Raw genomic sequence first — 24,863 nt, forward strand, 5'->3', positions numbered from 1 at the left:
GTTTTTCTTTGTCAGTGCTGTCCGCCGTTGACTTGTATAATAATACAGCATCTATCATCATAAGTCAACACTTTTTTATAACTTTTTTCATTTTTTATGTCAACTTCTCTGCAAGTCTTGATTTTACAAGCTTTCTTAGATGATTTATTGTCTATTACCTTCATATAATGTGTTAAATTTCTACTTTTTATTCATGTTTTTTATTTTTTCTTTGTTTATTTGGGGTTTGGCCTTATTTAAGGCTTTGCTAATCTCCGACTTTTTACTTGTTTCTATCTTTGGGAAGCTATAATTAAAGGGTATGAAGCCTGTAATAGGTCTCATACCCTTTAATTGTTATAAGAACTTTAACGTTCTCACTCTTTATATCATTTTATTTACTTTATACTCTATCTTCTATATATAGAAGTTTCTATACTATATAGAAACTTCTAATGTACTAGGAATTAGTTTATTCTGTTTACTTAAATAACAATAAATAGATACAAGTATTATTCCTTTTAAAATACTAGTAATACTTATGCTCCACCAGATACCGTCTAAGTCTAAGTACTTTATTAAGATTAAACATAATGGAATTCTTGATCCTGTTAATATAATACTTATTATATTCGGTAAGTATGTTCTTCCTATTCCATTAAACGCTCCTGTAATTGTGATTTCCGCACACATGAATAATTGTGAATATCCTAATATGAGAAGATACTGTTTTCCTACTTCTATTGTTTCTGGTTCTGTAACGAATATCTTCATTAGTGGTTCTCTTGCAAAAATTAAAAGTAAAGTCGTCATGGCTCCAATAATTGCTGATAACCCCATTGTAATTCTAACACCTTTATGGATACGTTCATTTTTGCCAGCACCATAATTTTGTCCTACATAAGTAGCTATAGCTGTAGAGAATCCACCTGCCGTTAGCCAAGATAATGCTTCTATTTGTGAGCCTATTTTTTGTGCTGCGATTGGCGTTGGCCCCCAATAAGCAACTAATCTACCTATAATCATAGAAAATGTAGTAAATAATCCACTTTGTAATGCTCCTGGTAACCCAATATAAGCAACTTCTTTGATAAGGTCCCATTTAGGCTTCTTAAAGATATTTAATGTTAAAAATGAAACTTTCTTCATTATAATGGCAATAATAAAGCATACTGTTACTATAATTTGTGCCATTACTGTAGCTAATGCTGCACCTAGTACGCCTAACTTCGGAAATCCACCTAATCCAAATATTAATACTGGATCAAATATCATATTAAATACTAAGCCAATAGTATTAATGATAAATGGTGTCTTACTATCTCCCATTCCATTAAATATTCCACTAAATACTGGACCTGAAAAGAAGAAAATCATTCCTAATGCTACTGTTATAAGATATGTCTTAGCCATTTGTATAACTTCTGTATTCCCTAGATTAAAGAAATTTACCAATGGATTATGAAATGCTAATAATGTTATGCCATATAATGCTGCTAGTACAAAATTTATTTGTAATCCACTGATGATATAAGATTTTGTTTTATCATAATCTTTTTGGCCAATACTTTGAGATACTTTGATAGTTACACCTAATTTAGCACTCATAATGAAAGCTTCAGCTAACCATGTAAAGAATCCTGCCGTTCCTACTGCTGCTACCGCATTACTTCCCAGCCTTCCAATCCACATCATGTCGATTAGATTATAGGCTGTTTGTATAAATGAAACACCCATAATTGGTATAGCTAACTTAACCAATTTATCTACTATAGAACCTGTTGTTAAATCTATATGCCTTTCCATTCTGTCTCCCATTTCTTTTAAGGTTACTTTAACTTTAAGTATTACTTTAAGTATTTAAAGTATCTTATATACGTTATCATCCCAAGAAATATATTTCAACAAAGGTTCTATGTATACTTAACTATTTACTTTACTCTCATGCATAATACTTACTACATTATGCCCTTCTTGCTGCATTTCTATTTTCTCATTGTATTGATACATCATAAACCACACAAGACTTGCCATAACTAAAGTTGTTACAATATATCCTATTACTTGCCCTACTATATTTTTCATAATCATTCCCCCATTATATCTATATTTAAATTCCATTCTATCATAATTATGTTACTTTAAGGATAGGCACTATTTATAGTTTTTCATGTATTAAATTACAAAAAAGCACCCATAGATTTTTCCATTTATAGCTTTAATCCACAAGTACTTTTGGTTATTTTTTCCTTAGCTTATTCTCCAAATTTATATCCTACGCCCCACACTGTAAAAATATACTCTGGTGTTCTTGGATTTTCTTCTATTTTTTCACGTAATTTTCGTATATGTACCATAACAGTATTATTATTTTCTATATACTCTTGGTTCCATACACGTTCGTAAATAGTTGATATTTTAAATACGATACCTTTATTTTTCCATAGTAATTTTAAAATACTAAGCTCAGTTGGTGTAAGGCTTATTTCTATACCTGATTTAAAAACCTGACCTGTTTCCAAATCAAATTTTAATTCACCCTCTTCTAATTGATTTACACTTGTTTGTGCTGAAACATTAAGTTTAGTAAATCGACGAAGTTGGGCTTTAACTCTAGCTATGAGCTCTAATGGATTAAATGGTTTTGTGAGATAATCATCTGCCCCTACTGATAATCCTAATATCTTATCAATGTCTTCTACTTTTGCCGAAAGCATAATAATCGGTAAGTTGTGCTGTTCACGAATTTTAATGCAGGCATCAATCCCATTTACAACTGGCATCATTACATCTAATATAATGAGCTGAATATCATGTTCTTCTACCATTTGCATTGCTTCTAGTCCCGTTTTAGCTGTTAATGTAATATATCCTTCATTCTTTAAATAGATTTCTATTAAATCTCTGATTTCCTTCTCATCATCCACTATAAGAATTTTTTCCTGTGACATTTTTAAACATTCCCTTGTTATTTATTTTTCCTACTTCACCTTAGGTAATCCTACTTTAAAACTAATTAAATCACCATTTACCTTTGCATTAATTTTCCCACCATGGAGTTCTACAATGTTTTTAGCAATGGCAAGTCCTAGTCCGCTGCCACCGGCTTGACTATTACGTGATTGATCTGCTCTATAAAAACGTTCAAAGAATTTATCTACTTCTTCTTGCGGGATATTATCGCAGTAATTACTTACTGCCACATACACACTTTTAGAAAACTCTTTAAGTTCTACATATACAGCATTACCTTCTTCACTGTATTTAATAGCATTTTCAATGAGGTTTTCAAATACTCTTGTAATCTTAGCTACATCTACATTTACTTCTGCTGTGGTTGGGTCAATATAGGTTTGAATTTCTATGTTCTTTTCGTTTGCAAGTGGCATGAGCTCTTCAATGAGTTGATTGAGTAGATTACTGATAGATATCATTTCTTTATTTAATTTTACACTATCTTGATGAAGTTTTGTGAGTTCAAATAAATCTTCAATGATTACTTTTAGCTTTTGTGATTTTTCATAGGCAATATTTAAGTATTTATCATACTCTTCTTGTGTTTGATAAGCGCCCTCTTTTACAAGTCCCATATAACCTATAATAGAAGTTAATGGTGTTCTAAGGTCATGTGCCACATTTGTAACTAATTCATTTTTAGCTTTTTCTGCTTTTATCTGTGCATCTATTTGTGAGTTAATTTCTTGTTCCATAATGGTGATATTTTGCGCTACTCTTGCTAATTCATCTTCTCCTACTACTTCTATGTTATAGGATAAATCTCCTTTAGAAATTTCTCCTAAACAACTTGAGAGATATTCGATATATGCAATTTTGTCTTTAGTAAGTCTAGTAACTAATAAAATAAATACTGCCACTGCTGCCATGAAACCTATTATATTGCCAAAGTCTTCATTACATCCATAATATGTTTCCTCTTCTAAAGTTGCGCCTATATATAAATAATAAATTGTATCATCTAAAACAACTGGGTAAATAGCTTTATACGCACTGTCATTGTAATTTTGATTAACAGATTGAATACATTTTGCCAAGTCTACTTGTACAACATTGTTATCAAAATAAACGAGTTTTCCTGTACTATCTGTGAAATACACTTCTGATAAACTACAGTAATTATTTATGTCACTTTTTAGCTCCCTTATTTTTTCTTTTACAGTACGCATAAAAATGCGATTCAAGTCCATATTATTGTCTTTCATAAATTGAACAATTATCTCAATAGCTTCTTCATCACTCCAATCACCAGATTTCTGAAGCTCATTGAGCTCATTATATAATGGTGTAATTGATTGTTCTTGTTTTATTTCTATATACTGATTTGTTATATCTTCTAAGTATCTTTTTAAACTTTGTACAGCTGTTTTTTCATCTTGTGTAATCATGTCATAAACATTTGAAACATTGATATACTCATCTGTATTTGCCTGTAAACTATTCAACTTGTTAACCCCATTTAAAACAAGTTCCTCTACACTTTCTCTATTATTTTCATTGGTTGTATAACTATATCTTCCAATAGTCATATCCCCTAATGTAGAAACACATGTAAAGGTTATACTGCTTACTACAAAACTAATTCCAACCATACATAAGATTTCTAAGCGGATACTTTTTTTCGTTTTTTCTACGCCAATGTTATAGGTATCTATTACTTTATGTTTAATTTTTATATATGAATCCTTCTCTATAATTCTTTTTCTCTTTTCTTTTTTCTGTTGTGGATTGACATCCTCTTCTCTTTTATTTTTATGCCACATCGATTTACTCCTTTCTCCCTATATCTATTCATTCTCTAATATTTATTTAGCTATTTGACCGCTTTCTAATATATTGAGACTTTTACCAACACGAATCATAATTCTTGAAGAACCATCTCCATAAGAATAAATATTTTTTTCTTTTTCTGTAAGTTTAAATTCACTAAGAATCTTAGTGCTAGCCTCTTTGAATTCGTCACGTTCTCCTTCGTTTACATCATAAGTTGTATATTGATCTATACTTTCTCCATCATTAAGTTCTTCTGACATGCACATTAATTTAAAGCCTGGAATATTGGTTGGTAAATTTAATGTTGTTTGATTATCTTCACCTTTAATTTTAATTGATTGTGGCTTGATTGTTTTGATATCTACAACTGCTGATTCTGCATCAATATTTATATCATTAAATGGTCCATCTAATGTTACATTACCATCATTATCTTGAATTGTTACATCACATAAAGTACTTGTTTGTAGATTAATTGCGTTGTTATAGCCTGTGATATTTACTTTCTTACATTCACCTGTAAATTTAATATCACTCTCAGATATTTCAGCTATTAGTTTTTCTATTTTACACTCATTCATTGTAAGCCTTCTTACATTTCCATCAATACTCATCTTTTCTACTTTACACTGATTCATTTCAGTTACTTTCGTTTCATCACTATTAGTTATTTCTAATGTTTTAAATATTCCTTTTAACTCATAGTTTGCTGAACCATTAAGTTCTACATTAGCTTGCTTTTTAGAATTAATATTGATTGTACTTGCTCCACCAGTTATCAAATTAATGCTTTCATAGTTACCGTCTAAGTTAACGTTAGTCCAGTATTGTTCAATTCTAAGATTTTTAATATCAAATCCAGTTAAATCGATTTCTTCTGTACGGTATACATCTCTATAACCTGTATAATCGATTTCTAATGTATCTAATGCTTTAACTGGTAAATATACTGTTAGTACTTTTGTATCATTTCTTTTGCCAAGATTAAATGTCGATGCTTTTATTTGAGTCAAATCAATATGACATACTTCATCTTTACTAGCGGTACTTAATTTATACTTTTCATTATCTCCAAAGAAAGTTTCACAGCTTTGATTAAATTCTGTATAGGCTTCTCCTGTTGTTGGCTTAATTGTTACAGGAATGTCTGACTTAATATATATATTCTTAATGCTTGCCAAATCTAATGACTTGTTATCATGGTCTGTATACTCCATTCCTCCTTGGTAATAAACCTTCCCTGCTAAACTTGCACTTGCTATGAAGCTTGCCCCAAATATAATTGTTAAAGCAATAAGCCACTTTCTCATTTATCTCACCTCTTTTTTATTTCTTCTATTTAATCTAATTCTACGTACTAAACCAATAATTCCCTTAATCATCATCATAAATATGATTAAGACAATTCCTCCGAAAGACATAGCTGCTATTCCTACAGAGATACCTAATGCAATCATCGTTGCATTAATCTGTGTAGCAAGGAAACATATCATAGCTATAATAAATAATCCCCCACCTATACAAGCTACTATACCTAAGCTAACGCCTCCTAGAACCCCTAACATTCCTCCGCCTACGATTCCTATGACTGGTAATAACATAATAAATAAAATAAGTTTAACAAGTCTTATTGTCCATTTTGCTAAGAAGCTACGTTCTTTCTTCTTTTCTGTTTCTATATAACTTGAAAATGAAGTATCCTTATGAACTTCTTCCTCTTGAATTGGTGAACTATATTCGTTTTCTGTTTTATAATTCTCTGTTGATGCATAATTTGCTCCCGAATAATTATTTTCAAAGCTTTGTTCATCTGATTTTATATTTTCTTCTTCTGCATCTTCCATAAGTACTGATTTATATCTTCTTGATTTCTGACTTGCTACTACGCTTAATTCTATTTGCTCAGTTTCAACTTCTTGTACTGGTTTATTTAAACTGATGACTGCATGTCTTTGGCCATCTTCTTGCAGAGCTTCTTCTGATATATTTGTTTCTAATATATTTTCTTCAGATATAGTCTCTTCTAATTGACCTTCCTGTACATTTTCTGTGATATACTCTTGAGCTGTATCTTCTATGATTTCTATATCTATAATTTCTTCTTCAGTACCATCTAGTACCTGATAGTCTTCATACTTTTTATTTTCCATTGACCTCTTCCTTTCTTTACATACATTTCTAATATAAATCTATCTTAAAATATACTTCTTAATATGCTTAACCTTAAAAATTAAGATTTCTTAAGAATTAGTATATAAAACGAAAAAAGCTCATAAGCTAATTTTCTCATTAGCCTATGAGCTTTTATATAGTATTAGAGCTTGGTTCTTACTGACTTATTTCATTCTTAAATTAAAAGTTTAATGCATAGCTTACAAGTTCAACATCACCATTTGCTGTACCTGATATACCGATAGTTACTGTTTCACCTGGTGCAATTTCTTTGTTGTAATCTGCATTTATAAATGTATATTTGCTATCTTCTTGTGATGCAACTGCGCCACCCCAAATTTGTGCAATCTCACCTGTGATTTCTGCATCTAATGACCAGTTTGAGATAGTTTCTTCTGATGTATTTGTGATTTTAATTTCACCTGAGAAATTGCCATTCCATGCACTCTTCACATCAAGTGCTACATCATAAGTTGGTTCTACATCCTTTTTCTCTGGATTTAAGAACTTGTAATTAGTTGGTGCTGGTACATCCCCTTCGTAGTTAGCTATGAAACCAACTGTTATTGTACCACCAGCTGGAATTTCTTTATTCCATCCTAAGTTTTTAACTACATAGTGTGAACCTTCATGTGATACGATTTTGCCATACCAAATACTTAAAATTTCTCCATCGTAATCAAATTCAACTGTCCAATCATTAATTGGTGTTGTTTGAGTATTTGTAAATACTAATTCACCATTTACACCTGTTCCCCAATCGCTACCAAGTTTACAATCAGCATCAAATTTAATAGCTACTTCTAAATCATATGTAACTTCCATATCGTTATCATCTAATTTAGCTGTAATTGTTGTGTAACCTGGTTTTAATACAACTAAATTACCGTTTTCATCTACTGTAGCTACTTTTTCGTTGCTACTTGACCATTTGCTTACTTCTTTATCTGTTGCATTATCTGGTGTGATTATTAAGTAGTCATTTAAGTCTACTGTATCTCCTTGATAAAGTGTTGGTAATGTATTGAAGCTAGCGTCTTCTACTCTAACTGGGAATACATAGTTAACTTTAGTTACTTTAAGGTCTGTATTTTGAGCTCCAATGTAAACTTTATTTAAGCATGGGAATACTTCACCATAGCTTTCATAGTTTTCTGTACCTTCAGCATATGCTTTTACCATGTCTTCGTATCTGAAGTATGCTACGCCATTTTTCACTTCTGATGGTTGTGCTTTTGCCCAGCTTGCACCACCTGACCAGCTTTGTAAAATAATTTCTGGTACTTCTTCACTTTCGTATTTAACTGCAATTTTAACATTTTTACCAAGTTTGTTCATCATGATATCTGTCCCTGGAATGAATGTTAATGCTTGCCCCCATGCTGTACATGTACATTCACCTTTATAAATTAATGTTGGGTCTTCTGTTTCTGAAAGATAAACTTTTGTAACTGTAAGGTCTGAGCCTGTATCTCCAATATGGATTTGATCTAAACTTGGGAATGTTTCTTCTGATGGTTCTTCTAATTCTTTAGCATAAGCTTCTACCATATCTTCATATCTGAAGTATGCTACTCCATTTTCTACTCTTGCTGGTGCTACTTTAACCCAACTTGGTCCGCCTGACCAGCTTTGTAAAACAAGTTCTGGTTTTGATTCGCTTTCGTATTTAACTGCAATATTCATACCTTCTGTAAGATTTTTAAGCATAATATCTTTATTTGGTGTTAATGATACTGCTTGCCCCCATTCTGTTGATGTAGCTGTTCCATCAAAAATTAATGCAGATTCTGAAATGTCAATTGTCTCTCCATTATAGCCTTCAATTAAAGCTTTAACAATACCTGGTTTGAACCATGTAAGTCTCTTTCTATCGAAGATTCCCATTGCATCTGTTGTATTTTCTGTGATTGCACCATTATCCCACCATACACATGGTATGTCATATGATTTACATAATTGTGCATAGTATTTAGCATGAGTTGCACGTGCTTCATCATTATTTTTATTTGTTGATGCAAATTCACCAATAACTACTGGAATATCTTTGCTTAAGAACATTTCATCTAATGATTTAAATAGATTTTGAAGTTCTCTCTTATCTTCATCTGATCCCCATGTTACTTTATCTGATTTTGTATCCATTGCAAATGAATATGGTGAATATGCATGGATTGATACAGCAATCATATCATCATCTGGAATTTCTAATGCTGTTGCACCAGAATAGTTTGAAGATGCAGCATATGGAGGAATCATTACTAATCTATCTGCATTATTCCCGCCACTCTCTCTGATAGCAGATAATGCAACACGATTATAATGATTTACGATATCATAAGCTGTTTTATCTCCTGTCCAATCTTGTTCATTGCTACGTGGCTCATTCATTGTTTCAAATATTAATTTATCGCCATAATCGCTGAAACGTGCACCAATTTGTTCCCAAAGTTTTGCGTAGTGAGCTGCAGCTGAATCTTCTAATTCTGGAGTTGTATAGAACCATCCTTTTGGAGCGTGGTGTACATTAAGGATAACGTACATATCATTAGCAAGTGCATAGTTTACAACTGTTTCAACTCTATCCATATATTCTTGACTAATATTCACATCTTCGTCTGTACCTGTATCCCATGTTACAGGTACTCTGACTGTATTAAATCCTGCTGCTTTAATAGCATCAATCATTTTTCTTGTTGTCTTAGGATTTCCCCAAGCTGTTTCTCCACCTGTTGAATCTAATGTATTACCTAAATTCCAACCAACTTTCATATCTTTTACAAGTTCTTTTGCTGTTAAACCACGCATTTCAGTTGGATGTTGATAGTCCTCTGGGAATTCTGGTTCTTCTGCTGGTTTAGCAATAAATTGATAGTCATCACAGCTCATTGTTACTTCAAGTGAAGTAATTGCTTTTACATACTCTGTAAAAGCACCAGGTACATATTTCTTTAAAGAAATCATCTTAGCATTTCCATCGATTCCCCAAGCAACTTCCTGTGCAATGAAATCGAGATCATATGTTTCATCAAGATCAATTACAACATCATCATAGCCTTCTGCTTTCATAACGATTTGTTTAATATTAGATTTAAATATGCCTCTATCGCCATCTTGTAATTTACTATCTCCAATTTGGATACCAAATGCATCATCTGCTCCTACATTAGCAAAAATACTATTGCCATCTTCATCTAAAGTATTGAATTTAAATGTATTTGATTCTCCATATACAATATTTTCAGATCCTGGTGAATACCAACTCCAGTTACCACCATTTTCTTGTGCGTAGAATTGAGTGAATAATTGACTTACATCACCTTTTTTATAAATAGCTTCGCCTTCTACTTTTTCTTCTTCTTTAGGTGCTTGTCCTTTATATGTATAACCGTTTAAAGTTACTTTTGCTTCAAATCCTGTAATAGCTTTTAAGTATGGTAAGAAATCATCACCTAAGTAAGATTTTAAATCTACACTTGTTGTATTTCCTTGAATTCCCCAAGATACTTCTTCTGCTAAATAGTCAACTTTATAATCTTTTTGTTTTGGATCGATTACTAAGTCTTCGTAACCATCTGCTTTAATAACAATTTCATCAATTGTTAAATCTACGCTACTTTTGTCTCCAGCAATGATTTTGCTATCGCCAAATTGGAAACCGAATGCTGCATCATCTGTTGCTACGGCGAATTTACTGTTGTTGTCATCATCAAGTGCACTAAATTCGAGTGTTGTTGTTTCTCCTACTGTTAAGTTTTGTCCACCAGCTGACATCCAATCCCAATTTCCACTTTGATTTTGTGCATAAAATTGGCAGAAGATTGGTGAACTATCTCCTATTTTATATGTACTGCTCGCTTCTGTAGCTTGTACCATTGGCATTAAAGAAGAAACCATTGCTGCTGTTGTGCATAATGAAAAAATACGTTGTCTCCATCTCTTATTCATTTAAAGCTCCCCTCTCTCCGTGAGTTATTTTGATTCTCTACTCACCGTCAATAAAATTATACGCTTTTGTAATGAAAATTGTAAATATTGTCACACTTCATGTTGAGTTCCCTCTTATTACATCTTGTACTTATTGCTGACACTACATGTTTTTATAACATTTATATATCTATTTTTACTATTTTAACCATCCTAAAAATAAAAGGAGTTGTATGCCTTTTGGGTTCTTACTCAACTTTGGGTATTTTAAAGATGGCTTGACAAAAAAGTGGTATTTTTGAATGCCATTTTTTGTTGAGCTATTTCCTATGTTTTTATGTTTTGATAGACTGATATTATATCAGCAAAGGGTAACATTATAAATGAAATACAAAGAATTAAATAATCACAGTGACATCCTTCAAATTCTACTTCTCTAGTAGAAGCTCCCCCATATGTATTCCAATAAGTTTACAGTTTTTAAATTCACAATAATGAAGTATAGATTCTTCTAAATTGATATTAGATAAATCGCAATTAATAAATGTCGTATGAATAAAATCTATATGTTCTAAATTCACGTCCATAAACTTTACGTTTTAAAATACTACATTACGAAAAACTACATACCTTGCATTAATCTCCATTAAATCACAATCATTAATCGTGATATCTTCAAACTAATTTTCGTCTTGAATATGCATTTTGCTCCTCTTCCCACACTTTGACCGTCGCAACTACTGGATAGTGGTCTGATGGGTATTTTCCCCCTTTATTATACTTCACAACCTCTGCATCTAATATCTCAAATTCCTCTGATACAAAGATATAATCTATGTGTGCCCCTTGTTCTTTTCCTTTGAACATACTCATAGTTGTTTTATCATATAACGCCTCATTAATATCCTGTACTGCAAAAAGTCTTTTACTTGTGTATTTTCCTGATTTAAATTTTTTCATTACCTTACTATCTGGAGTGGCATTAAAGTCCCCCATTAATATACATGGTACATTTTCCTTCTCATAGTTCGATTCCATAATCTCCGCAATTTTTCTTAAGCCGAATTCTCGGGCGCTAGAAAATAAACAATCTAAATGCGTATTATAAATTCTTAACTTTTCTCCTGATTTTGATTCACATAGTACTGTGGTACAAATTCTGGGGAATAATGAAAAGAATAATGTACTCCCCTCTTTTTCCGGTGTCTTAGAGAGCCAAAAAGTTTGATGTTCTAGAATCTTAAGATTTTTTTTAATAAGTAAGCTGTTTTTTTCTGAGAAAAGCCTTTTTGTTCTACCTAAACCTACAATATGATATTCCGTCATATTATTACAGATATCCTTATGCATTTTCTGAGTTACTTCTTGTAAGCCTATAATCTCACAATTATATTTTCTCATGATTTCATAAACTAACCCAGCACGCTTCTGCCATCTATTATTAATATCAAATATATTGTCTGCACGTATATTAAAGGTCATTATCTTCATTACACTTGCCTACCTCACTTATTTATTTTTAATTTTATTATATCATAATACTTTTCTATTATTAATTACTACCTCTTAATCAAAATATATTTTCATAAGTATATTTTATATCTATAATACATATACTACATTTTGTTCACCTTAGATAACATGTGTTTATTCTAGTTTTCATTCATCTACTAGTCATATACATATCAATACTCACATATTGATATAAGGGGGCTTTCCCCTACATCTATCTCATATGAAAAAAGGAGGTTGTATACCGTCATGAGTAAAGAACAGCAGTTGCTAAACTTTTTAAACGAAAATATTTTTGACCCTATCATTTCCGCACCCTATGCATCCTCACAATTAAAGGATGACTTTTTATCTATGCGTGAAATGCTACAAGATTTTTCTGCTAAAGGTATTTTGTATTTTGTTTGGACCAGTCTTTTTAATAAGGAAAATGAACTTATTTTGTGTAATCGCTTAATAGATGAAGGTTTTCATTTCTATAAATCTGTTACAGATAATTTTAAAAAGAATTTTTCCTATGAATGGCTTCTCTCTTCGTAGCTTATCATTGATACAGTCATATGATTTGGGTATAATAAAAATATAAAATTCATATGCACAAAAGATAAGGAGCTTACTATTTATGCGACGCTATTCAAAACTATCTACTATAGATTCAAATTTACTTACTGACATTCTAAAATTCTTTTTCGATAGATGTGATAAAGTAAATATTTATTTTCCAAACGCTACTAAGGAAGCATCAGAAATAAATACTTTTAAAAACAGCTTTTTAGCTGCAACTCACATCATTGAAAATGCAGAAGAACTCGGATCACTTGAAGAAACTTTAGAAGAAAAAGAAGGATTTTCTATGATTATCGCTTCGCTTACTGATGAAATAAAAACACTCCTTCTTGATATGAAAACAAACTTACACCTTAACCTCGGACTTATTGAAGGTGCCAAAGTTCTCTTCTATATTGGAGATGAAGATGAATGTGTAATCGAAGCAGATGAAGACTCAGACATCTTTGCTTCTTCACTCTTTGATTCATTTAAAACTATATAAAATGTACTTTAGAAGATGTAGCATACACTGGTACATCTTTTTTATTTATCCTTTTTACCTCTCATTTTTTTATTATTTTTTTCTCATCATTTTCTAATAATTTATTTATTTTCTTCTAATTATTGATACATATAATAACATCATCAAGGAAAACAAATAAATCTTTTAAAGGAGCTGTTAATATGACAAATATTACTTTAGAACAAATTGATACAATTATGGACCGTGCTAACATTTCTTATTCAGAAGCTAAGGCTGCTTTAGAACAAACAAATGGTGACATCATTGCAACACTTCTTAAACTTGAAGAATACAAAAAGATTAAACCTATTGTAGACCCAGTTAAAGAAAAGAAAAGCTATAGTAAACGCTTTAATACTTTCATTAAAGACCTTAATAAATCTTCTTTCACACTTCAAAAAGGTACACATACTTATATCAACATACCACTAGCTTTTGCAATTACTATATTCTTTTTTAGCTTACCATTCTCATTCATTGCACTTATTCTTAGTTTAGCTTTAGGTATTAAAATGAATATTGAAGGCCAAGAAGATATTTCTGAAAAAATTAATTCCACATTTTCTAATTAAATTTTAATGTTTCACTCAATGTCTTCTCAGATTTATCTTATATACTAGTTTCATAAATAAAGTCATTTAAATAAAATTTATATAAAAAGGAGCAATATATTATGGAAATCACTCTTGAACAAATAGATTTAATCATGCAACGTGCTAATGTTTCTTATGCTGAGGCTAAAGCAGCTCTTGAGCAAGCTAATGGAGATATTTTAGAAGCCTTACTTCTTCTCGAACAAGGTGAAAAAATCAAATCAAACTATACTACAACACAAAATTCTTGTTCTACAAACAGCGATAAAATCAAAAACTTTATCAATAAACTTAATGCAACTAATTTTATTATGAAGAAAAAAGAGCATACTTATGTAGATGTCCCACTTTCTTTCGCGCTTATTTTCTTAATTCTTAGCTTCCATATTTCTATCGTAGCAATCATCGTTTCTCTCGTACTTGGCGTACGTATCCATATTCAAGGCGATAACGATTTAGCAAGTAAAATTAATTCAACTTTTGATGAGTTTAAGCGATAGTTTTTTAAGAAGCTACTAACCACTTAAGTGTTAGTAGCTTCTTAAAAATGCTATGCTACATCACCTTAAATCTCATACTATAACTCTTTAACTTTGCAAATGATTACAATACTATATTTCTGCCCATATTTATATTAAAAAAATATATAATATAAAAACTATTTAAACTTATCCTGATTGATAAATAGATTAAAATATATTTTTTTAACAATTAAACTCTAGTATACTTAACTTATATAATATCTATCTACTCCTAGGTTTATACATACTTTTTTAACAAGATAGACTTTTAATCTAGAATCTTCAGTATACATTCTAAAGGTAGGTGATTCTCTTATGAAACAATTATTAATTATAGAAGATGAGGTTAAGATTGCACGTTTTCTGCAATTAGAATTAGAACATGAAGGATATAGTGTAGATTTATCTCATAATGGTAGAGAAGGACTTAACAAAGCATTAGAGGGCAACTTTGATCTAGTTATATTAGATGTCATGTTACCGTCTTTAAATGGTATGGAAGTGCTCCGCCGTATTCGTCAAACTTCTGATTTACCAGTTATCATGCTTACTGCAAAAGATGATGTCATGGATAAAGTTATGGGATTAGATTTAGGTGCACAAGATTACATTACAAAACCATTTGCTATTGAAGAGCTTTTAGCACGTATCCGTGTACTCTTTAAATTAAAAGTTCCTGCTATTGCCCCTTCTCAAATACAAGAAACACTTACTTGTAGCAAACTTTCACTTTGTCCTGAAAAATATGAAGTAAGTTATGATAATACACCTATTGCATTAACTAAAAAGGAGTTTGAGCTTCTCGAATATCTTATGCGTAACAAAAACTTAGTCGTAACAAGAGAAAGTATTTTAGAAAAGGTTTGGGGATATGATTATCTTGGTGATACAAATGTTGTAGATGTTTATATTAGATATCTTAGAAATAAGATTGATCAAAAATTCCAAGATAAATTAATTTATACAATCCGAGGAATGGGGTATCAAATAAAAGATGCTACAAACAATTAAAAAATTCTTTTCCTCTATTTTTTCTTTTATCACCTTTACGATTAAAGTTATTTTAGCACTTATAAATGGGATCTTTCTAATATTATTCAAAGGCATCGGGTTCTTCTTTAATAAGTTTAGGTTCTCCATTGCCTTTAAGATTAACTTACTTTATAGTGGTCTCTACTTACTTCTATTTGTTGCCACCTATTTTATTGCGATAAGTCTCTTCTTAGAGCAAGTTGCCTCCAAAAATTTATCTGTAGAAGTACTCATTACACGTTTTTCAATTTTACTTAGTATAATGCTCCTTATCTCTTTAGCTTTCTTCCTTTTCATTGGTAAGCATATCGTTGATAAAATGTTAAAACCACTTAAGGACATGACTACAACAGTTAAACAAATCAAAGGAAATGAATTAAAAGCACGCTTAGATACAGGAGTTGCTAAAGATGAACTTAAAGATTTAGCCATTACCTTTAATGAAATGATGGATCGTATTGAAGTCTTTGTTGAACGTCAAAAACAATTTGCTTCAGATGCATCTCATGAACTTCGTACCCCAGTTGCGATTATTCAAGGTTATACCGATATGCTCAATCGCTGGGGCAAGGATGATCCTAAAATTCTAGAAGAAAGTATCCAATCCATCACTCAAGAAACTACCAATATGAAAAATCTCTTAGAAAAGTTACTCTTCTTATCACGTAGTGATAAAAATACATTAAAGGTAAATATGCAAAACACGGATTTATCTCAAATCTGCAAAGATGTGTTAAAAGAAACTAGCTTCATAGACGATGAACATGATTTACTTTCAAAAATAGAAGATAACGTCACTTTAACCGGTGATCCAGAATTAATCAAAGAACTTATCCGTATATTAATAGATAATGCACTTAAATATACACCAGAAGGCGGCTCTGTAACCTTAGGTTGCGCTATGACAAAAAAAATATCGTTCTTTCTGTAAAAGATACTGGTATTGGTATTCCTAAAGAACATATTTCACACTTATTTGAACGTTTTTTACTGCGTAGATGAAGCTCGTACTAAAACTACTGGTGGTACTGGTCTAGGTCTAGCTATTGCCAACCAAATCTGTACTACACATCAAGCTAAAATTTTTGTAAACAGCACTGTAAATAAAGGGACAGAATTTATTGTATTCTTCTCTAAGTCATAAAAAATATAATTAAAAAGTGTGCCTAGAAAGGTGAAGACCTCTTTTTTAGTCTCTTTCCTTTTAGGCACACTTTTTCTTTAATATATCAGTGTTTACTACTTCTTATAGTTCATCATTATATTTTTCACTTCATCCATAAACTCAGGCTTAATTAATACCATCATTTTTGGCATAAAGCTCATTAAATACTCTTGATTTATATCTATAACATTTACGCATGAAGGTAAGCATAGATATCTCTCTTACTTACACCACGATCTTTCGCAACTTGTTTCATCGCTGATTTTTCATCCATGCCTTTATCAGTATAAAATTGCATATGATCTTCAATACTCATGCTAGTCCATTCTTGTTGAATTTCCTCTTTAAGTTCTTGCTCATCTTTACCAGCTAAGATTAAAACATATTCTCCCCTAGGTTCTTCTTCATTGTAGCAAGCAATCGCTTCATCAAGAGTTGTTTTAAAAACAGTTTCATGTTTTTTAGTAAGCTCCTTTGTTACAGTAATACCTCTATTGCCGACTGCATCACGAAGTTCTTCTAAAGTTTTAATTAATCTATGTGGTGCTTCATAAAAAATCACAGTTCTTGTTTCATTTTTTAATCTCTCTAAAACTTGTGCTTTTTCTTTTTTCTGAGATGGTAAGAAACCTTCGAAAATAAATCTTCTAGTTACTTGTCCAGAAATAATCAAAGCAGTTACACCCGCTACAGCACCTGGTGCTGAAGTTACATTGATTCCTTCTTCTAAAGCTAATTTTACCATATCTTCACCCGGATCAGAAATCCCTGGTGTTCCAGCATCCGTTACAAGCACAATGTTTTTACCTTCTTTTAATAAACGAACTAATTCAGGCCCTTTTTCAATTTTATTATGCTCATGATAGCTAATAAGTCTTGTGTGAATGTTGAAATGGTTTAATAATTTTTTAGTATGTCTTGTGTCCTCTGCTGCGATAAAATCAGCTTCCTCCATTAAACGTACTGCTCTATATGTGATATCTTCTAAATTTCCAATTGGTGTTGCACATAAAGTAAGTGTTCCGTACTCCATACTTTAAATCCTCTCTTTTACTACTATTATTAACCACAAAGCCTATTTCATTGCTTCCTGACGACCTTTTTTACCGTAAATCTCTAAGATTTCATCAGTATAAGTATTATCATCATTATATACAATAAGTGGCTTTTGTACACGAAGCTCAGGTTTTCCGTTTTTTACACCTTCTACAAGGACCATTGTTGGTTCTTTGCCTTGTTTAGGATAAATCATACGCATAACTTTAGGTTCAATATTATACTTTCTCATAGCACAGAAAATATCTACGAGACGGTGTGGTCTATGAATCATACACATCTTTCCGCCATACTTCAGCATATATCCTGCTGCCTGTATAATATCATCTAATGTACATGCAACTTCATGTCTTGCAATAGTTTTAGAAGGATGTTCATTCTTAAGTCCTGCATGTCCCTTCATATAAGGTGGATTACAAGTAATAATATCAAAAGTCCCACTTGCAAAGTGATTTTTATAATCTTTGATATCCATAACCTTCATTGTCACATCATCTTCAATTTCATTAAGCTTCACTGAACGAGATGCCATTTCAATCATTTCTTCTTGAATATCAATTCCTGTAAAGTTCCCTTTACCATAAATCGCATGCATTACAATTGGAATAATTCCAGTCCCTGTTCCAATATCTAAAACTTTTTGCTTTTGACTCCTTACATTTGCAAAGTGTGCTAATAAAATAGCATCAATCCCGAAGCAAAACACTTCGGGATTCTGTATGAGTCTATATCCGTTTCTCTCTAAGTCATCTACTCTCTCATTCGAGCGTACTAAAGTCAAATCCTTCATACTCTTTGTCGATATCTCCTCTATTATTTCCACAGCAGCCACCACCACATTTTTTCTTCTTGCTAATAATTTTTAAATCCTTAGCAGTATACATGATAGCTTCTTTTTCATCCTTATCTTTCTTCTTAACAGCTACTTTAACTTGTTCACGTAACACATTAACTGAAAGAACTTCACCTTTACCATCTGGAGTGATAACGATATCACCTACAACAGGTAAACGATCTCTAATTTCTATATAACAATCTTGCTCATACTTTAAGCAACACATAAGTCTACCACAAATTCCTGAAATCTTGATAGGGTTTAATGATAAACTTTGTTCTTTAGCCATTTTAATTGATACCGGTTGGAAATCACCTAAAAATGTATTACAACATAATGAACGTCCGCAGATACCAATGCCTCCGCACATTTTAGTTTCATCTCTAACCCCAATTTGTCTAAGCTCAATACGTGTTTTAAAGATTGAAGCAAGTTCTTTTACAAGTTCCCTAAAGTCTACTCTTTCATAAGATGTGAAGTAGAATAAAACTTTATTATTATCAAATGTATACTCAACATCAATGAGTTTCATATCTAATTTATGTTTAATGATTTTTTCTTTACATATAGCGAAAGCTTCTTTTTCTTTAGCCTTATTTTGTTGATACTTTTCATCATCTTCAGGTGTTGCTAAACGAATAACTTTCTTTAATGGTTGTACAACTTCTGATTCATCTATTTCCTTATTTGCAATAACAACTTCGCCATATTCTATCCCACGTGCAGTCTCCACAATTGCATGCTGTCCTTGTTCATACATCACGTCATCCGGTTCAAAGTAGTAAATTTTCCCCGCACGTCTAAACCTTATTCCAATAACGGTTATCATTTTTTTCTCTCCTTCAGTTGTAGTAATAAATTCTCTATTACAAATGTACTATATATATTCTGTTTTATATCTAAAATCGCCTTTTTTATATGCTCTATATTTTGACTAACCTTATTATACGTTAATTTACTAGACATGTCCAACAACTGTTTCTGGTAATCAACATAGTATAACTCCCTACTTTTAGACGTTTTATACACTGCTACATCCCTATACCAAAGGAGCCAAAACTTCAAGATTTGCTCTAAATCTTCCTTTAAGTCCGTCATTTCCTTCACCATATCATAAATCTCCATTAAGTTAGCTCTTCCCAGTCTCTCAATGAATCCTACAGTCTGCCTTCTAACCTCCATATAATGCTCATCATCTAAAACATCATTAATGACACCTATACTACCATCAGATAATTTACTCACAACATCCTTACGTGTACCAGTTACTCCCCTACTCATTAAATACTGATCTGTTTCCTCCTTATTTAAAGGATTAAATCTAACAGTAATACATCTTGATTTAATAGTAGGTAATAAGCTTCCCATGTTCTCACAGACTAAAATAATAATCCCATAACTAGGTGGCTCTTCAATCGTCTTAAGCATCGCATTTTGACCTTGCACATTTACTGTATCTGCTGCTTTTACAATAACAACTTTATGTTCTGCACGATAAGGCTTAATTTCCATCTCACGAATTAAATTATCTCTAATATTATCAACCTTAGTAACATTTGTATCCTTATCAATCACGATTAAATCCGGATGAGTTCCAGCATTAATCATATGACAAGAACTACATTCATTACAAGGCTTATCACCATGTTCACTCTCACACATAATAATTTTTGCAAGCTCTATTGCAAAAGTATTTTTACCTACGCCATATGGTCCTTCAAAAATATAACTATGAGACAACTGATTTTTACTAATCGCTCTATTAAAATACTCTTTAGCACCTTGATTACCTATAATATTTTGAAATGCTTCCATAACCTATCCTCTTTTATATTTCACTTTATTTCCTATTCTATAAAAAATGTTCGTGTATAATCCACGAACATTTAATTTAAGTCACAATATCTAAAACTAGTCCTTCGATTTCCCCAACACGATCTAGAATGTCCATTTGGTTCTTCTCACAACTAATTAATTCTTTTGCTAATTCATCTAATTTATCATTAACTAATCTAACAACGCCATAAACTCTATGACGCCCTCTTTTATCTAAGAAGTTCTCTCTTGAAAACTTATGAGAATTTGCTACAACTTCACCAAAGAAATTTGAAATCATACTACGATACGCCTTCATATCACGAATATCCATATGCTCTGCAATTTTCTTTCCTTGTGCAGTAATATCCTCAATCATTGCCTTAAGCTTCTCATTTAATTCTGAGTCATCCAATTTACTAAGCAGCGTAAATCGGAAGCCCTTATCAACCTTATTTTCTGTAACATTTGGCAAATCCCTCAGCTTTGGCATTTGGATTTGACTAATCTGTATATTAGCCATAGTATCCCCCATTTACATTTTTAGATTTCACTTACTAAACTCAGTTACTATACTTCTATAATAACCTACCCTATCTCTCATTTCAAATTTATACTCTCTTATTTTAATCATATCCAAGTAATATAAATTTAAACACTTTCTTACTTATTATTTCGGTTAAAGCCCAATTTATTTTAACTCTAAAATCTCTTGTGTAATTTCTTCTACACACTCTTCTAGTTCAACATTAAAGTAATATTTCTCTACACCACTATCTTTTAATTTTTCATCACTAAAGTCTGCATTATCTGCTAAAAACCTTCTACATACCTCGTTAAAGTTAGGTGTAACTTCTCTCTTCTCACGTTCAATAGCACGTTCTAATCGTATGCCATCTTCAACCGCTATATAAAGTGGCACAACATTTTCACTGCCAAAATATCTTTTTAAATTATTATAAGCTTCTAATGTTACGATTAATAAATAATTCGCTTCATCTAATTTAATCTGCCCATCATCAATTGTGCTATAATACCAATCACCAAATACAGTATGATATACTCTTTGCTCAATCACCTTATCTTCTGCTTCATATTCCTTTAAGCGATCTTCATTGATAAAGAAATACTCTACACCATCTGTTTCATTTTGACGCATTGGTCTTGTTGTATAAGTTGCAACTGGTGCTAATCCTAATGCTTTATTCGCTCTTAATCTTTTAAAAATAGTATCTTTCCCTGAACTACTTTTTCCCATTAAGCAAAATATCTTACCCATTTATTCCTCCGACCTTACTACACTATTAACTATACGATATGTAGTAATATTTCATTATCTACTACTTTTATTCCTTGTAATTTATTCTTAAATCTACGAATCATATAAATATGTTTTGCCTGTATTACTTCACCTATACATACAATTGGTATACCAGGTGGATAAAGCATAATATTTTTTGCAGACTTCTTACCATCACACTTATCTAATACTTCCCATTTCTTTTCACTATAATGAATACTTCTAGTACTTTCACCTACAACAACTTCATTATTTAAGAAACTATTAATACTCTCATATACAGGAGTATATTGTAAACATGAATCAATATATTTTAAAGCTTGTTCTAACCTATGTAAAGTTTCCCTTGTATCTGCCATAGTAGTCATTAAAATAACATATGTTTCAAGTGCAGCCTCTACAACTATACTATATTCTTTATTAAGTATTGTTGCCAATTGATATCCACTAATATTAGCATTTGCAGTTGAGATCACAACCTTACTAATATCATAAGCTTGAAGTGCTCTATCAACTAACCTAAGCATACGTAACTCTTTTAATCTTTCACGCATATGTACTAATTCATCTACATATTGTTTTTTTATTAGCACATGATGTTCTAAAATATAACAACGAATATAATCCATTAATCCCATCATCATATATGAAGGACTACTTGTTTGTACCATACGTAATGTCTCTATAATCTTTTCATAAGATATTCTGTGAGAACATATATGAATAAGCGCACTTTGTGTGAGTGCTGGTAAAGTCTTATGCATACTATTAATAACTAAATCCGCACCAAGTCTTGTACTACTAATAGGGAAACAGTTACCTAATACAAAATGTGCCCCATGAGCTTCATCTACAATAAGCACTTTATCATATTCATGTACCACTTCAGCAATCGCTTTAATATCTGAAACAATCCCTTCGTAAGTAGGACTCACAATAATAATCCCCTTAGCTCTTGGATATGCTTTAAATGCTCTTCTAACTGTTTCTGGTGTAATCTCGCCTAAAATATCATCCTTTGCTACATACTCTGGACTTATATAAATAGGTCTAATTCCACCTAATACTAAAGCACTCCATACACTATGATGTGAATTTCTGGCTACGATTAATTCATCACCTTCATTACAAGTTGCTAATATACTCGTAATAACACCAGCTGTGGAACCATTAGTTAAAAATACACTATCCATAGCACCATAAAAGTCTGCCATTAATAACATAGCCTCTTTAATAATTCCTTCAGCTTCATATAAGTTATCTAATCCCATTGCCTCAGTATTATCTAAAGATGATAAATTTAATTTATTTAAATCCGCTATACTACCAAACTTATGCCCAGGCATATGAAATGCCAATTTAGAATTGCTATACGCAATTAGTTCATTATATAAAGGTGCATTCACTTAATCACTCTTTTCTTTATAATTTAGTTACCGATATTAAAAGCAACTTTTTATATTTTAATTTATACCTTGAATTTTATATTAAATCTCTACAAGCAATTTACTTTAATTAAAATCTGTATTTCTACTATTTTAATTCTTAATTCTTAATTCCACTCGTATAAGTATATAACAATTAATGGTTCATGCCAATAATCTACTCTTATTTACTATAATCCTAATCGAGTAGAAGGATAATCATTAATTGATTATCCGACCTCTCACACCACCGTACATACCGTTCGATATACGGCGGTTCATTAAAGAATTAATGTATTAATTGATATCTCTTGGTTATACTTTTGTATCCTAAATCTTCTAGATACTTATTTCCAAGAGTTGTTATAACAATTAGGTTGTTGGATATTCTCCAGTAGCCTTTTCTTATATTCGCATATTCTCATGCTTTGTACTTAGATACTCCTAGACATTTTAGGTTTTTATACCTTGTTCGTACTTTCTTCCACTGTTTCCATATGCATGCTCTTAGTCTTCTTATTATCTCAGGACTTTCACCTGTTAGATTGCGCCCATACTGGGCACACTATAAAAAGAGGTAGTATCATAAAGTTATGATACTACCCCTTAAATTTAATCTTCAGGTATCTCTAAAATAATCTCTTTAGCAATCCCCATAAATTCCTTAGTCAATTCTTCTTCATTTCTTTGATGATATTCACACAACTTATTAAATTCAAGTTGTAATCGATCTCTACTTTCTTCAAATAACCCCTCATTAATACATGCTCTACTATATTGTCTAATCATCTCCAGATATCGTTCTGGATTAAGTTTTACTTCTTTAAGTTCTACACCTCGTTCCGTAAAAAAAGCTGACATCTTATCAATCTCTCTGGCATTATCTTGTGCCCTTCTTAAAATATTAAATCCTAGTTGACTTGTATTCATCTTGTAACATCCCCCCTATTATGTTACTAATGTATATTCAAGCTTGTCGCTTTTTATTACAAGTTTCCTTAGAATTTATATATTTTTTATTGCTTCAATACGAACCATATACTTTCCATCAGGAGAATCAATTTCTACTTCTTGACCAACTCTTTTACCATAAATCTCTTTTCCTAGCGGAGACTCAATACTAATTTTATTATTTATAACATCCATTTCCATAGTTGTTACAATTGTATAATCTACACTAAATTCATCTTCAATAAAATTAACAGTTACAATTTTACCTAATCCCACTTCATCACTAGCAGTTTTATCTTCAATAACTGTACATGTCTTAATCATTTTTTCTAAATACTTAATACGTCCTTCATTTCGTCCACGTTCTCTCTTAGCTGCCTTATACTCAAAGTTTTCACTCAAATCTCCATGCGCACGTGCTTCTTTTACTTCTTCATTTCTCTTCTTACGAACGACCACTTTTCTATATTCTATTTCTTTCTTCATCTTTTCGATATCTTGCTCTGTAAGATAATTATTCATTCCAATATACCTCTATCTTCCTTTAAGTTTTACGCGTAATTCTATCTATTACCTATTATAACTAAATTAAAAACAAAAAAGAAGCCTTACATTATTTAATGTAAGGCTTCTTGATAAATTATGAGCCACCGGGGAATCGAACCCCGGACAACTTGATTAAAAGTCAAGTGCTCTACCGACTGAGCTAGTGACCCATGCT

General features: G+C 31.4%; 24 protein-coding genes, 1 tRNA gene and 1 pseudogene. 7 read left to right on the forward strand and 19 right to left on the reverse strand.

Annotation, left to right across the window (positions count from 1 at the left end; translation table 11 throughout):
- Positions 1-417: 417 nt before the first annotated feature.
- The 9 genes from JCM14822_RS14390 to JCM14822_RS14420 all read right to left on the reverse strand — a co-directional run bounded on the left by JCM14822_RS14390 (position 418) and on the right by JCM14822_RS14420 (position 12,357).
- A complete protein-coding gene (locus JCM14822_RS14390) occupies positions 418-1,785 on the reverse strand; it encodes an MATE family efflux transporter (RefSeq protein ID WP_054743053.1) in 1,368 nt (455 codons plus the stop codon).
- A gap of 117 nt (positions 1,786-1,902) precedes the next feature.
- Positions 1,903-2,064: a hypothetical protein gene (locus tag JCM14822_RS20490; protein ID WP_157047794.1), complete on the reverse strand. Its 162-nt coding sequence runs from the start codon at positions 2,062-2,064 to the stop codon at positions 1,903-1,905.
- Positions 2,065-2,234: 170 nt separating this feature from the next.
- On the reverse strand, positions 2,235-2,930 hold the full coding sequence (locus tag JCM14822_RS14395; RefSeq protein ID WP_054743054.1) for a response regulator transcription factor: 696 nt from the start codon (positions 2,928-2,930) through the stop codon (positions 2,235-2,237).
- Positions 2,931-2,960: 30 nt separating this feature from the next.
- On the reverse strand, positions 2,961-4,757 hold the full coding sequence (locus JCM14822_RS14400) for a HAMP domain-containing sensor histidine kinase (RefSeq protein WP_054743055.1): 1,797 nt from the start codon (positions 4,755-4,757) through the stop codon (positions 2,961-2,963).
- Between the two features lie 42 nt (positions 4,758-4,799).
- A complete protein-coding gene (locus JCM14822_RS14405; RefSeq protein ID WP_054743056.1) occupies positions 4,800-6,077 on the reverse strand; it encodes a hypothetical protein in 1,278 nt (425 codons plus the stop codon).
- Entirely contained in the window at positions 6,078-6,917 is an 840-nt protein-coding gene (locus JCM14822_RS14410) for a hypothetical protein (RefSeq protein WP_054743057.1), read from the reverse strand. It lies immediately after the preceding gene.
- 202 nt (positions 6,918-7,119) lie between these two features.
- Positions 7,120-10,887: a cellulase family glycosylhydrolase gene (locus tag JCM14822_RS14415; RefSeq protein ID WP_054743058.1), complete on the reverse strand. Its 3,768-nt coding sequence runs from the start codon at positions 10,885-10,887 to the stop codon at positions 7,120-7,122.
- Positions 10,888-11,294: 407 nt separating this feature from the next.
- Positions 11,295-11,453: a pentapeptide repeat-containing protein gene (locus tag JCM14822_RS25140; RefSeq protein ID WP_083461480.1), complete on the reverse strand. Its 159-nt coding sequence runs from the start codon at positions 11,451-11,453 to the stop codon at positions 11,295-11,297.
- Positions 11,454-11,541: 88 nt separating this feature from the next.
- Complete coding sequence (locus JCM14822_RS14420; RefSeq protein WP_054743059.1) at positions 11,542-12,357, reverse strand: endonuclease/exonuclease/phosphatase family protein; 816 nt, start codon at positions 12,355-12,357, stop codon at positions 11,542-11,544.
- Between the two features lie 270 nt (positions 12,358-12,627).
- Between JCM14822_RS14420 and JCM14822_RS14425 the strand changes: the two genes are divergently transcribed.
- The 7 genes and pseudogenes from JCM14822_RS14425 (at position 12,628) to JCM14822_RS25145 (ending at position 16,740) form a co-directional block, all read left to right on the forward strand.
- Positions 12,628-12,918 (forward strand): hypothetical protein, encoded by a 291-nt coding sequence (locus tag JCM14822_RS14425; protein ID WP_054743060.1) that lies wholly within the window; start codon positions 12,628-12,630, stop codon positions 12,916-12,918.
- An 82-nt stretch (positions 12,919-13,000) separates the two neighbouring features.
- The gene (locus JCM14822_RS14430; RefSeq protein WP_054743061.1) at positions 13,001-13,429 is read left to right on the forward strand and encodes a hypothetical protein; all 429 of its coding nucleotides are present in this window, start codon (positions 13,001-13,003) and stop codon (positions 13,427-13,429) included.
- Between the two features lie 182 nt (positions 13,430-13,611).
- Positions 13,612-14,022, forward strand: a complete 411-nt coding sequence (locus JCM14822_RS14435) for a UBA domain-containing protein (RefSeq protein ID WP_054743062.1) — start codon at positions 13,612-13,614, stop codon at positions 14,020-14,022.
- A gap of 101 nt (positions 14,023-14,123) precedes the next feature.
- The gene (locus JCM14822_RS14440; RefSeq protein ID WP_054743063.1) at positions 14,124-14,543 is read left to right on the forward strand and encodes a DUF4342 domain-containing protein; all 420 of its coding nucleotides are present in this window, start codon (positions 14,124-14,126) and stop codon (positions 14,541-14,543) included.
- A gap of 336 nt (positions 14,544-14,879) precedes the next feature.
- Positions 14,880-15,575, forward strand: coding sequence for a response regulator transcription factor (locus tag JCM14822_RS14445; RefSeq protein WP_054743064.1), 696 nt, complete (start codon positions 14,880-14,882; stop codon positions 15,573-15,575).
- Positions 15,559-16,527, forward strand: a complete 969-nt coding sequence (locus JCM14822_RS14450) for a sensor histidine kinase (protein WP_054743065.1) — start codon at positions 15,559-15,561, stop codon at positions 16,525-16,527. The genes JCM14822_RS14445 and JCM14822_RS14450 overlap by 17 nt, the downstream gene beginning before the upstream one ends.
- Positions 16,491-16,740 (forward strand): annotated as a pseudogene (locus JCM14822_RS25145) (ATP-binding protein). The gene JCM14822_RS14450 and the pseudogene JCM14822_RS25145 overlap by 37 nt, the downstream one beginning before the upstream one ends.
- Positions 16,741-16,951: 211 nt before the next feature.
- Here the strand turns inward: JCM14822_RS25145 and rsmI are convergent.
- The 10 genes from rsmI to JCM14822_RS14500 form a co-directional block, all read right to left on the reverse strand.
- Complete coding sequence (gene rsmI / locus JCM14822_RS14455; RefSeq protein ID WP_054743066.1) at positions 16,952-17,794, reverse strand: 16S rRNA (cytidine(1402)-2'-O)-methyltransferase; 843 nt, start codon at positions 17,792-17,794, stop codon at positions 16,952-16,954.
- A gap of 42 nt (positions 17,795-17,836) precedes the next feature.
- Positions 17,837-18,607, reverse strand: a complete 771-nt coding sequence (locus JCM14822_RS14460; protein ID WP_054743067.1) for a tRNA1(Val) (adenine(37)-N6)-methyltransferase — start codon at positions 18,605-18,607, stop codon at positions 17,837-17,839.
- Positions 18,576-19,481, reverse strand: coding sequence for a PSP1 domain-containing protein (locus JCM14822_RS14465; RefSeq protein ID WP_054743068.1), 906 nt, complete (start codon positions 19,479-19,481; stop codon positions 18,576-18,578). Before JCM14822_RS14465 ends, JCM14822_RS14460 begins: the two co-directional genes overlap by 32 nt.
- A complete protein-coding gene (gene holB, locus JCM14822_RS14470; RefSeq protein WP_054743069.1) occupies positions 19,478-20,467 on the reverse strand; it encodes a DNA polymerase III subunit delta' in 990 nt (329 codons plus the stop codon). Before holB ends, JCM14822_RS14465 begins: the two co-directional genes overlap by 4 nt.
- Before the next feature lie 76 nt (positions 20,468-20,543).
- Entirely contained in the window at positions 20,544-20,990 is a 447-nt protein-coding gene (locus JCM14822_RS14475) for a YaaR family protein (RefSeq protein ID WP_054743070.1), read from the reverse strand.
- Between the two features lie 168 nt (positions 20,991-21,158).
- Positions 21,159-21,746 carry a nucleoside/nucleotide kinase family protein gene (locus JCM14822_RS14480; RefSeq protein WP_054743071.1) on the reverse strand — a complete coding sequence of 196 codons (588 nt, stop codon included), beginning with the start codon at positions 21,744-21,746 and terminating at the stop codon, positions 21,159-21,161.
- Positions 21,747-21,775: 29 nt separating this feature from the next.
- Positions 21,776-23,173, reverse strand: a complete 1,398-nt coding sequence (locus JCM14822_RS14485) for an aminotransferase class I/II-fold pyridoxal phosphate-dependent enzyme (RefSeq protein WP_054743072.1) — start codon at positions 23,171-23,173, stop codon at positions 21,776-21,778.
- Between the two features lie 630 nt (positions 23,174-23,803).
- A complete protein-coding gene (locus tag JCM14822_RS14490) occupies positions 23,804-24,121 on the reverse strand; it encodes a hypothetical protein (protein ID WP_054743073.1) in 318 nt (105 codons plus the stop codon).
- A gap of 75 nt (positions 24,122-24,196) precedes the next feature.
- A complete protein-coding gene (gene greA / locus JCM14822_RS14495) occupies positions 24,197-24,664 on the reverse strand; it encodes a transcription elongation factor GreA (protein WP_054743074.1) in 468 nt (155 codons plus the stop codon).
- Between the two features lie 121 nt (positions 24,665-24,785).
- Positions 24,786-24,858, reverse strand: a tRNA-Lys gene (locus JCM14822_RS14500).
- Positions 24,859-24,863 lie beyond the last annotated feature (5 nt).

This window comes from Cellulosilyticum ruminicola JCM 14822 (assembly GCF_001311925.1).
Taxonomy (GTDB): Bacteria; Bacillota; Clostridia; order Lachnospirales; family Cellulosilyticaceae; genus Cellulosilyticum; species Cellulosilyticum ruminicola.

Excerpts from the sequence above, each read along its gene's own strand:
- JCM14822_RS14390 (WP_054743053.1), bottom strand. The coding sequence starts at position 1,785 with ATGGAAAGGCATATAGATTTAACAACAGGTTCTATAGTAGATAAATTG.
- JCM14822_RS20490 (WP_157047794.1), bottom strand. The coding sequence starts at position 2,064 with ATGAAAAATATAGTAGGGCAAGTAATAGGATATATTGTAACAACTTTA.
- JCM14822_RS14395 (WP_054743054.1), bottom strand. The coding sequence starts at position 2,930 with ATGTCACAGGAAAAAATTCTTATAGTGGATGATGAGAAGGAAATCAGA.
- JCM14822_RS14400 (WP_054743055.1), bottom strand. The coding sequence starts at position 4,757 with ATGTGGCATAAAAATAAAAGAGAAGAGGATGTCAATCCACAACAGAAA.
- JCM14822_RS14405 (WP_054743056.1), bottom strand. The coding sequence starts at position 6,077 with ATGAGAAAGTGGCTTATTGCTTTAACAATTATATTTGGGGCAAGCTTC.
- JCM14822_RS14410 (WP_054743057.1), bottom strand. The coding sequence starts at position 6,917 with ATGGAAAATAAAAAGTATGAAGACTATCAGGTACTAGATGGTACTGAA.
- JCM14822_RS14415 (WP_054743058.1), bottom strand. The coding sequence starts at position 10,887 with ATGAATAAGAGATGGAGACAACGTATTTTTTCATTATGCACAACAGCA.
- JCM14822_RS25140 (WP_083461480.1), bottom strand. The coding sequence starts at position 11,453 with ATGGACGTGAATTTAGAACATATAGATTTTATTCATACGACATTTATT.
- JCM14822_RS14420 (WP_054743059.1), bottom strand. The coding sequence starts at position 12,357 with ATGAAGATAATGACCTTTAATATACGTGCAGACAATATATTTGATATT.
- JCM14822_RS14425 (WP_054743060.1), top strand. The coding sequence starts at position 12,628 with ATGAGTAAAGAACAGCAGTTGCTAAACTTTTTAAACGAAAATATTTTT.
- JCM14822_RS14430 (WP_054743061.1), top strand. The coding sequence starts at position 13,001 with ATGCGACGCTATTCAAAACTATCTACTATAGATTCAAATTTACTTACT.
- JCM14822_RS14435 (WP_054743062.1), top strand. The coding sequence starts at position 13,612 with ATGACAAATATTACTTTAGAACAAATTGATACAATTATGGACCGTGCT.
- JCM14822_RS14440 (WP_054743063.1), top strand. The coding sequence starts at position 14,124 with ATGGAAATCACTCTTGAACAAATAGATTTAATCATGCAACGTGCTAAT.
- JCM14822_RS14445 (WP_054743064.1), top strand. The coding sequence starts at position 14,880 with ATGAAACAATTATTAATTATAGAAGATGAGGTTAAGATTGCACGTTTT.
- JCM14822_RS14450 (WP_054743065.1), top strand. The coding sequence starts at position 15,559 with ATGCTACAAACAATTAAAAAATTCTTTTCCTCTATTTTTTCTTTTATC.
- rsmI (WP_054743066.1), bottom strand. The coding sequence starts at position 17,794 with ATGGAGTACGGAACACTTACTTTATGTGCAACACCAATTGGAAATTTA.
- JCM14822_RS14460 (WP_054743067.1), bottom strand. The coding sequence starts at position 18,607 with ATGAAGGATTTGACTTTAGTACGCTCGAATGAGAGAGTAGATGACTTA.
- JCM14822_RS14465 (WP_054743068.1), bottom strand. The coding sequence starts at position 19,481 with ATGATAACCGTTATTGGAATAAGGTTTAGACGTGCGGGGAAAATTTAC.
- holB (WP_054743069.1), bottom strand. The coding sequence starts at position 20,467 with ATGGAAGCATTTCAAAATATTATAGGTAATCAAGGTGCTAAAGAGTAT.
- JCM14822_RS14475 (WP_054743070.1), bottom strand. The coding sequence starts at position 20,990 with ATGGCTAATATACAGATTAGTCAAATCCAAATGCCAAAGCTGAGGGAT.
- JCM14822_RS14480 (WP_054743071.1), bottom strand. The coding sequence starts at position 21,746 with ATGGGTAAGATATTTTGCTTAATGGGAAAAAGTAGTTCAGGGAAAGAT.
- JCM14822_RS14490 (WP_054743073.1), bottom strand. The coding sequence starts at position 24,121 with ATGAATACAAGTCAACTAGGATTTAATATTTTAAGAAGGGCACAAGAT.
- greA (WP_054743074.1), bottom strand. The coding sequence starts at position 24,664 with ATGAATAATTATCTTACAGAGCAAGATATCGAAAAGATGAAGAAAGAA.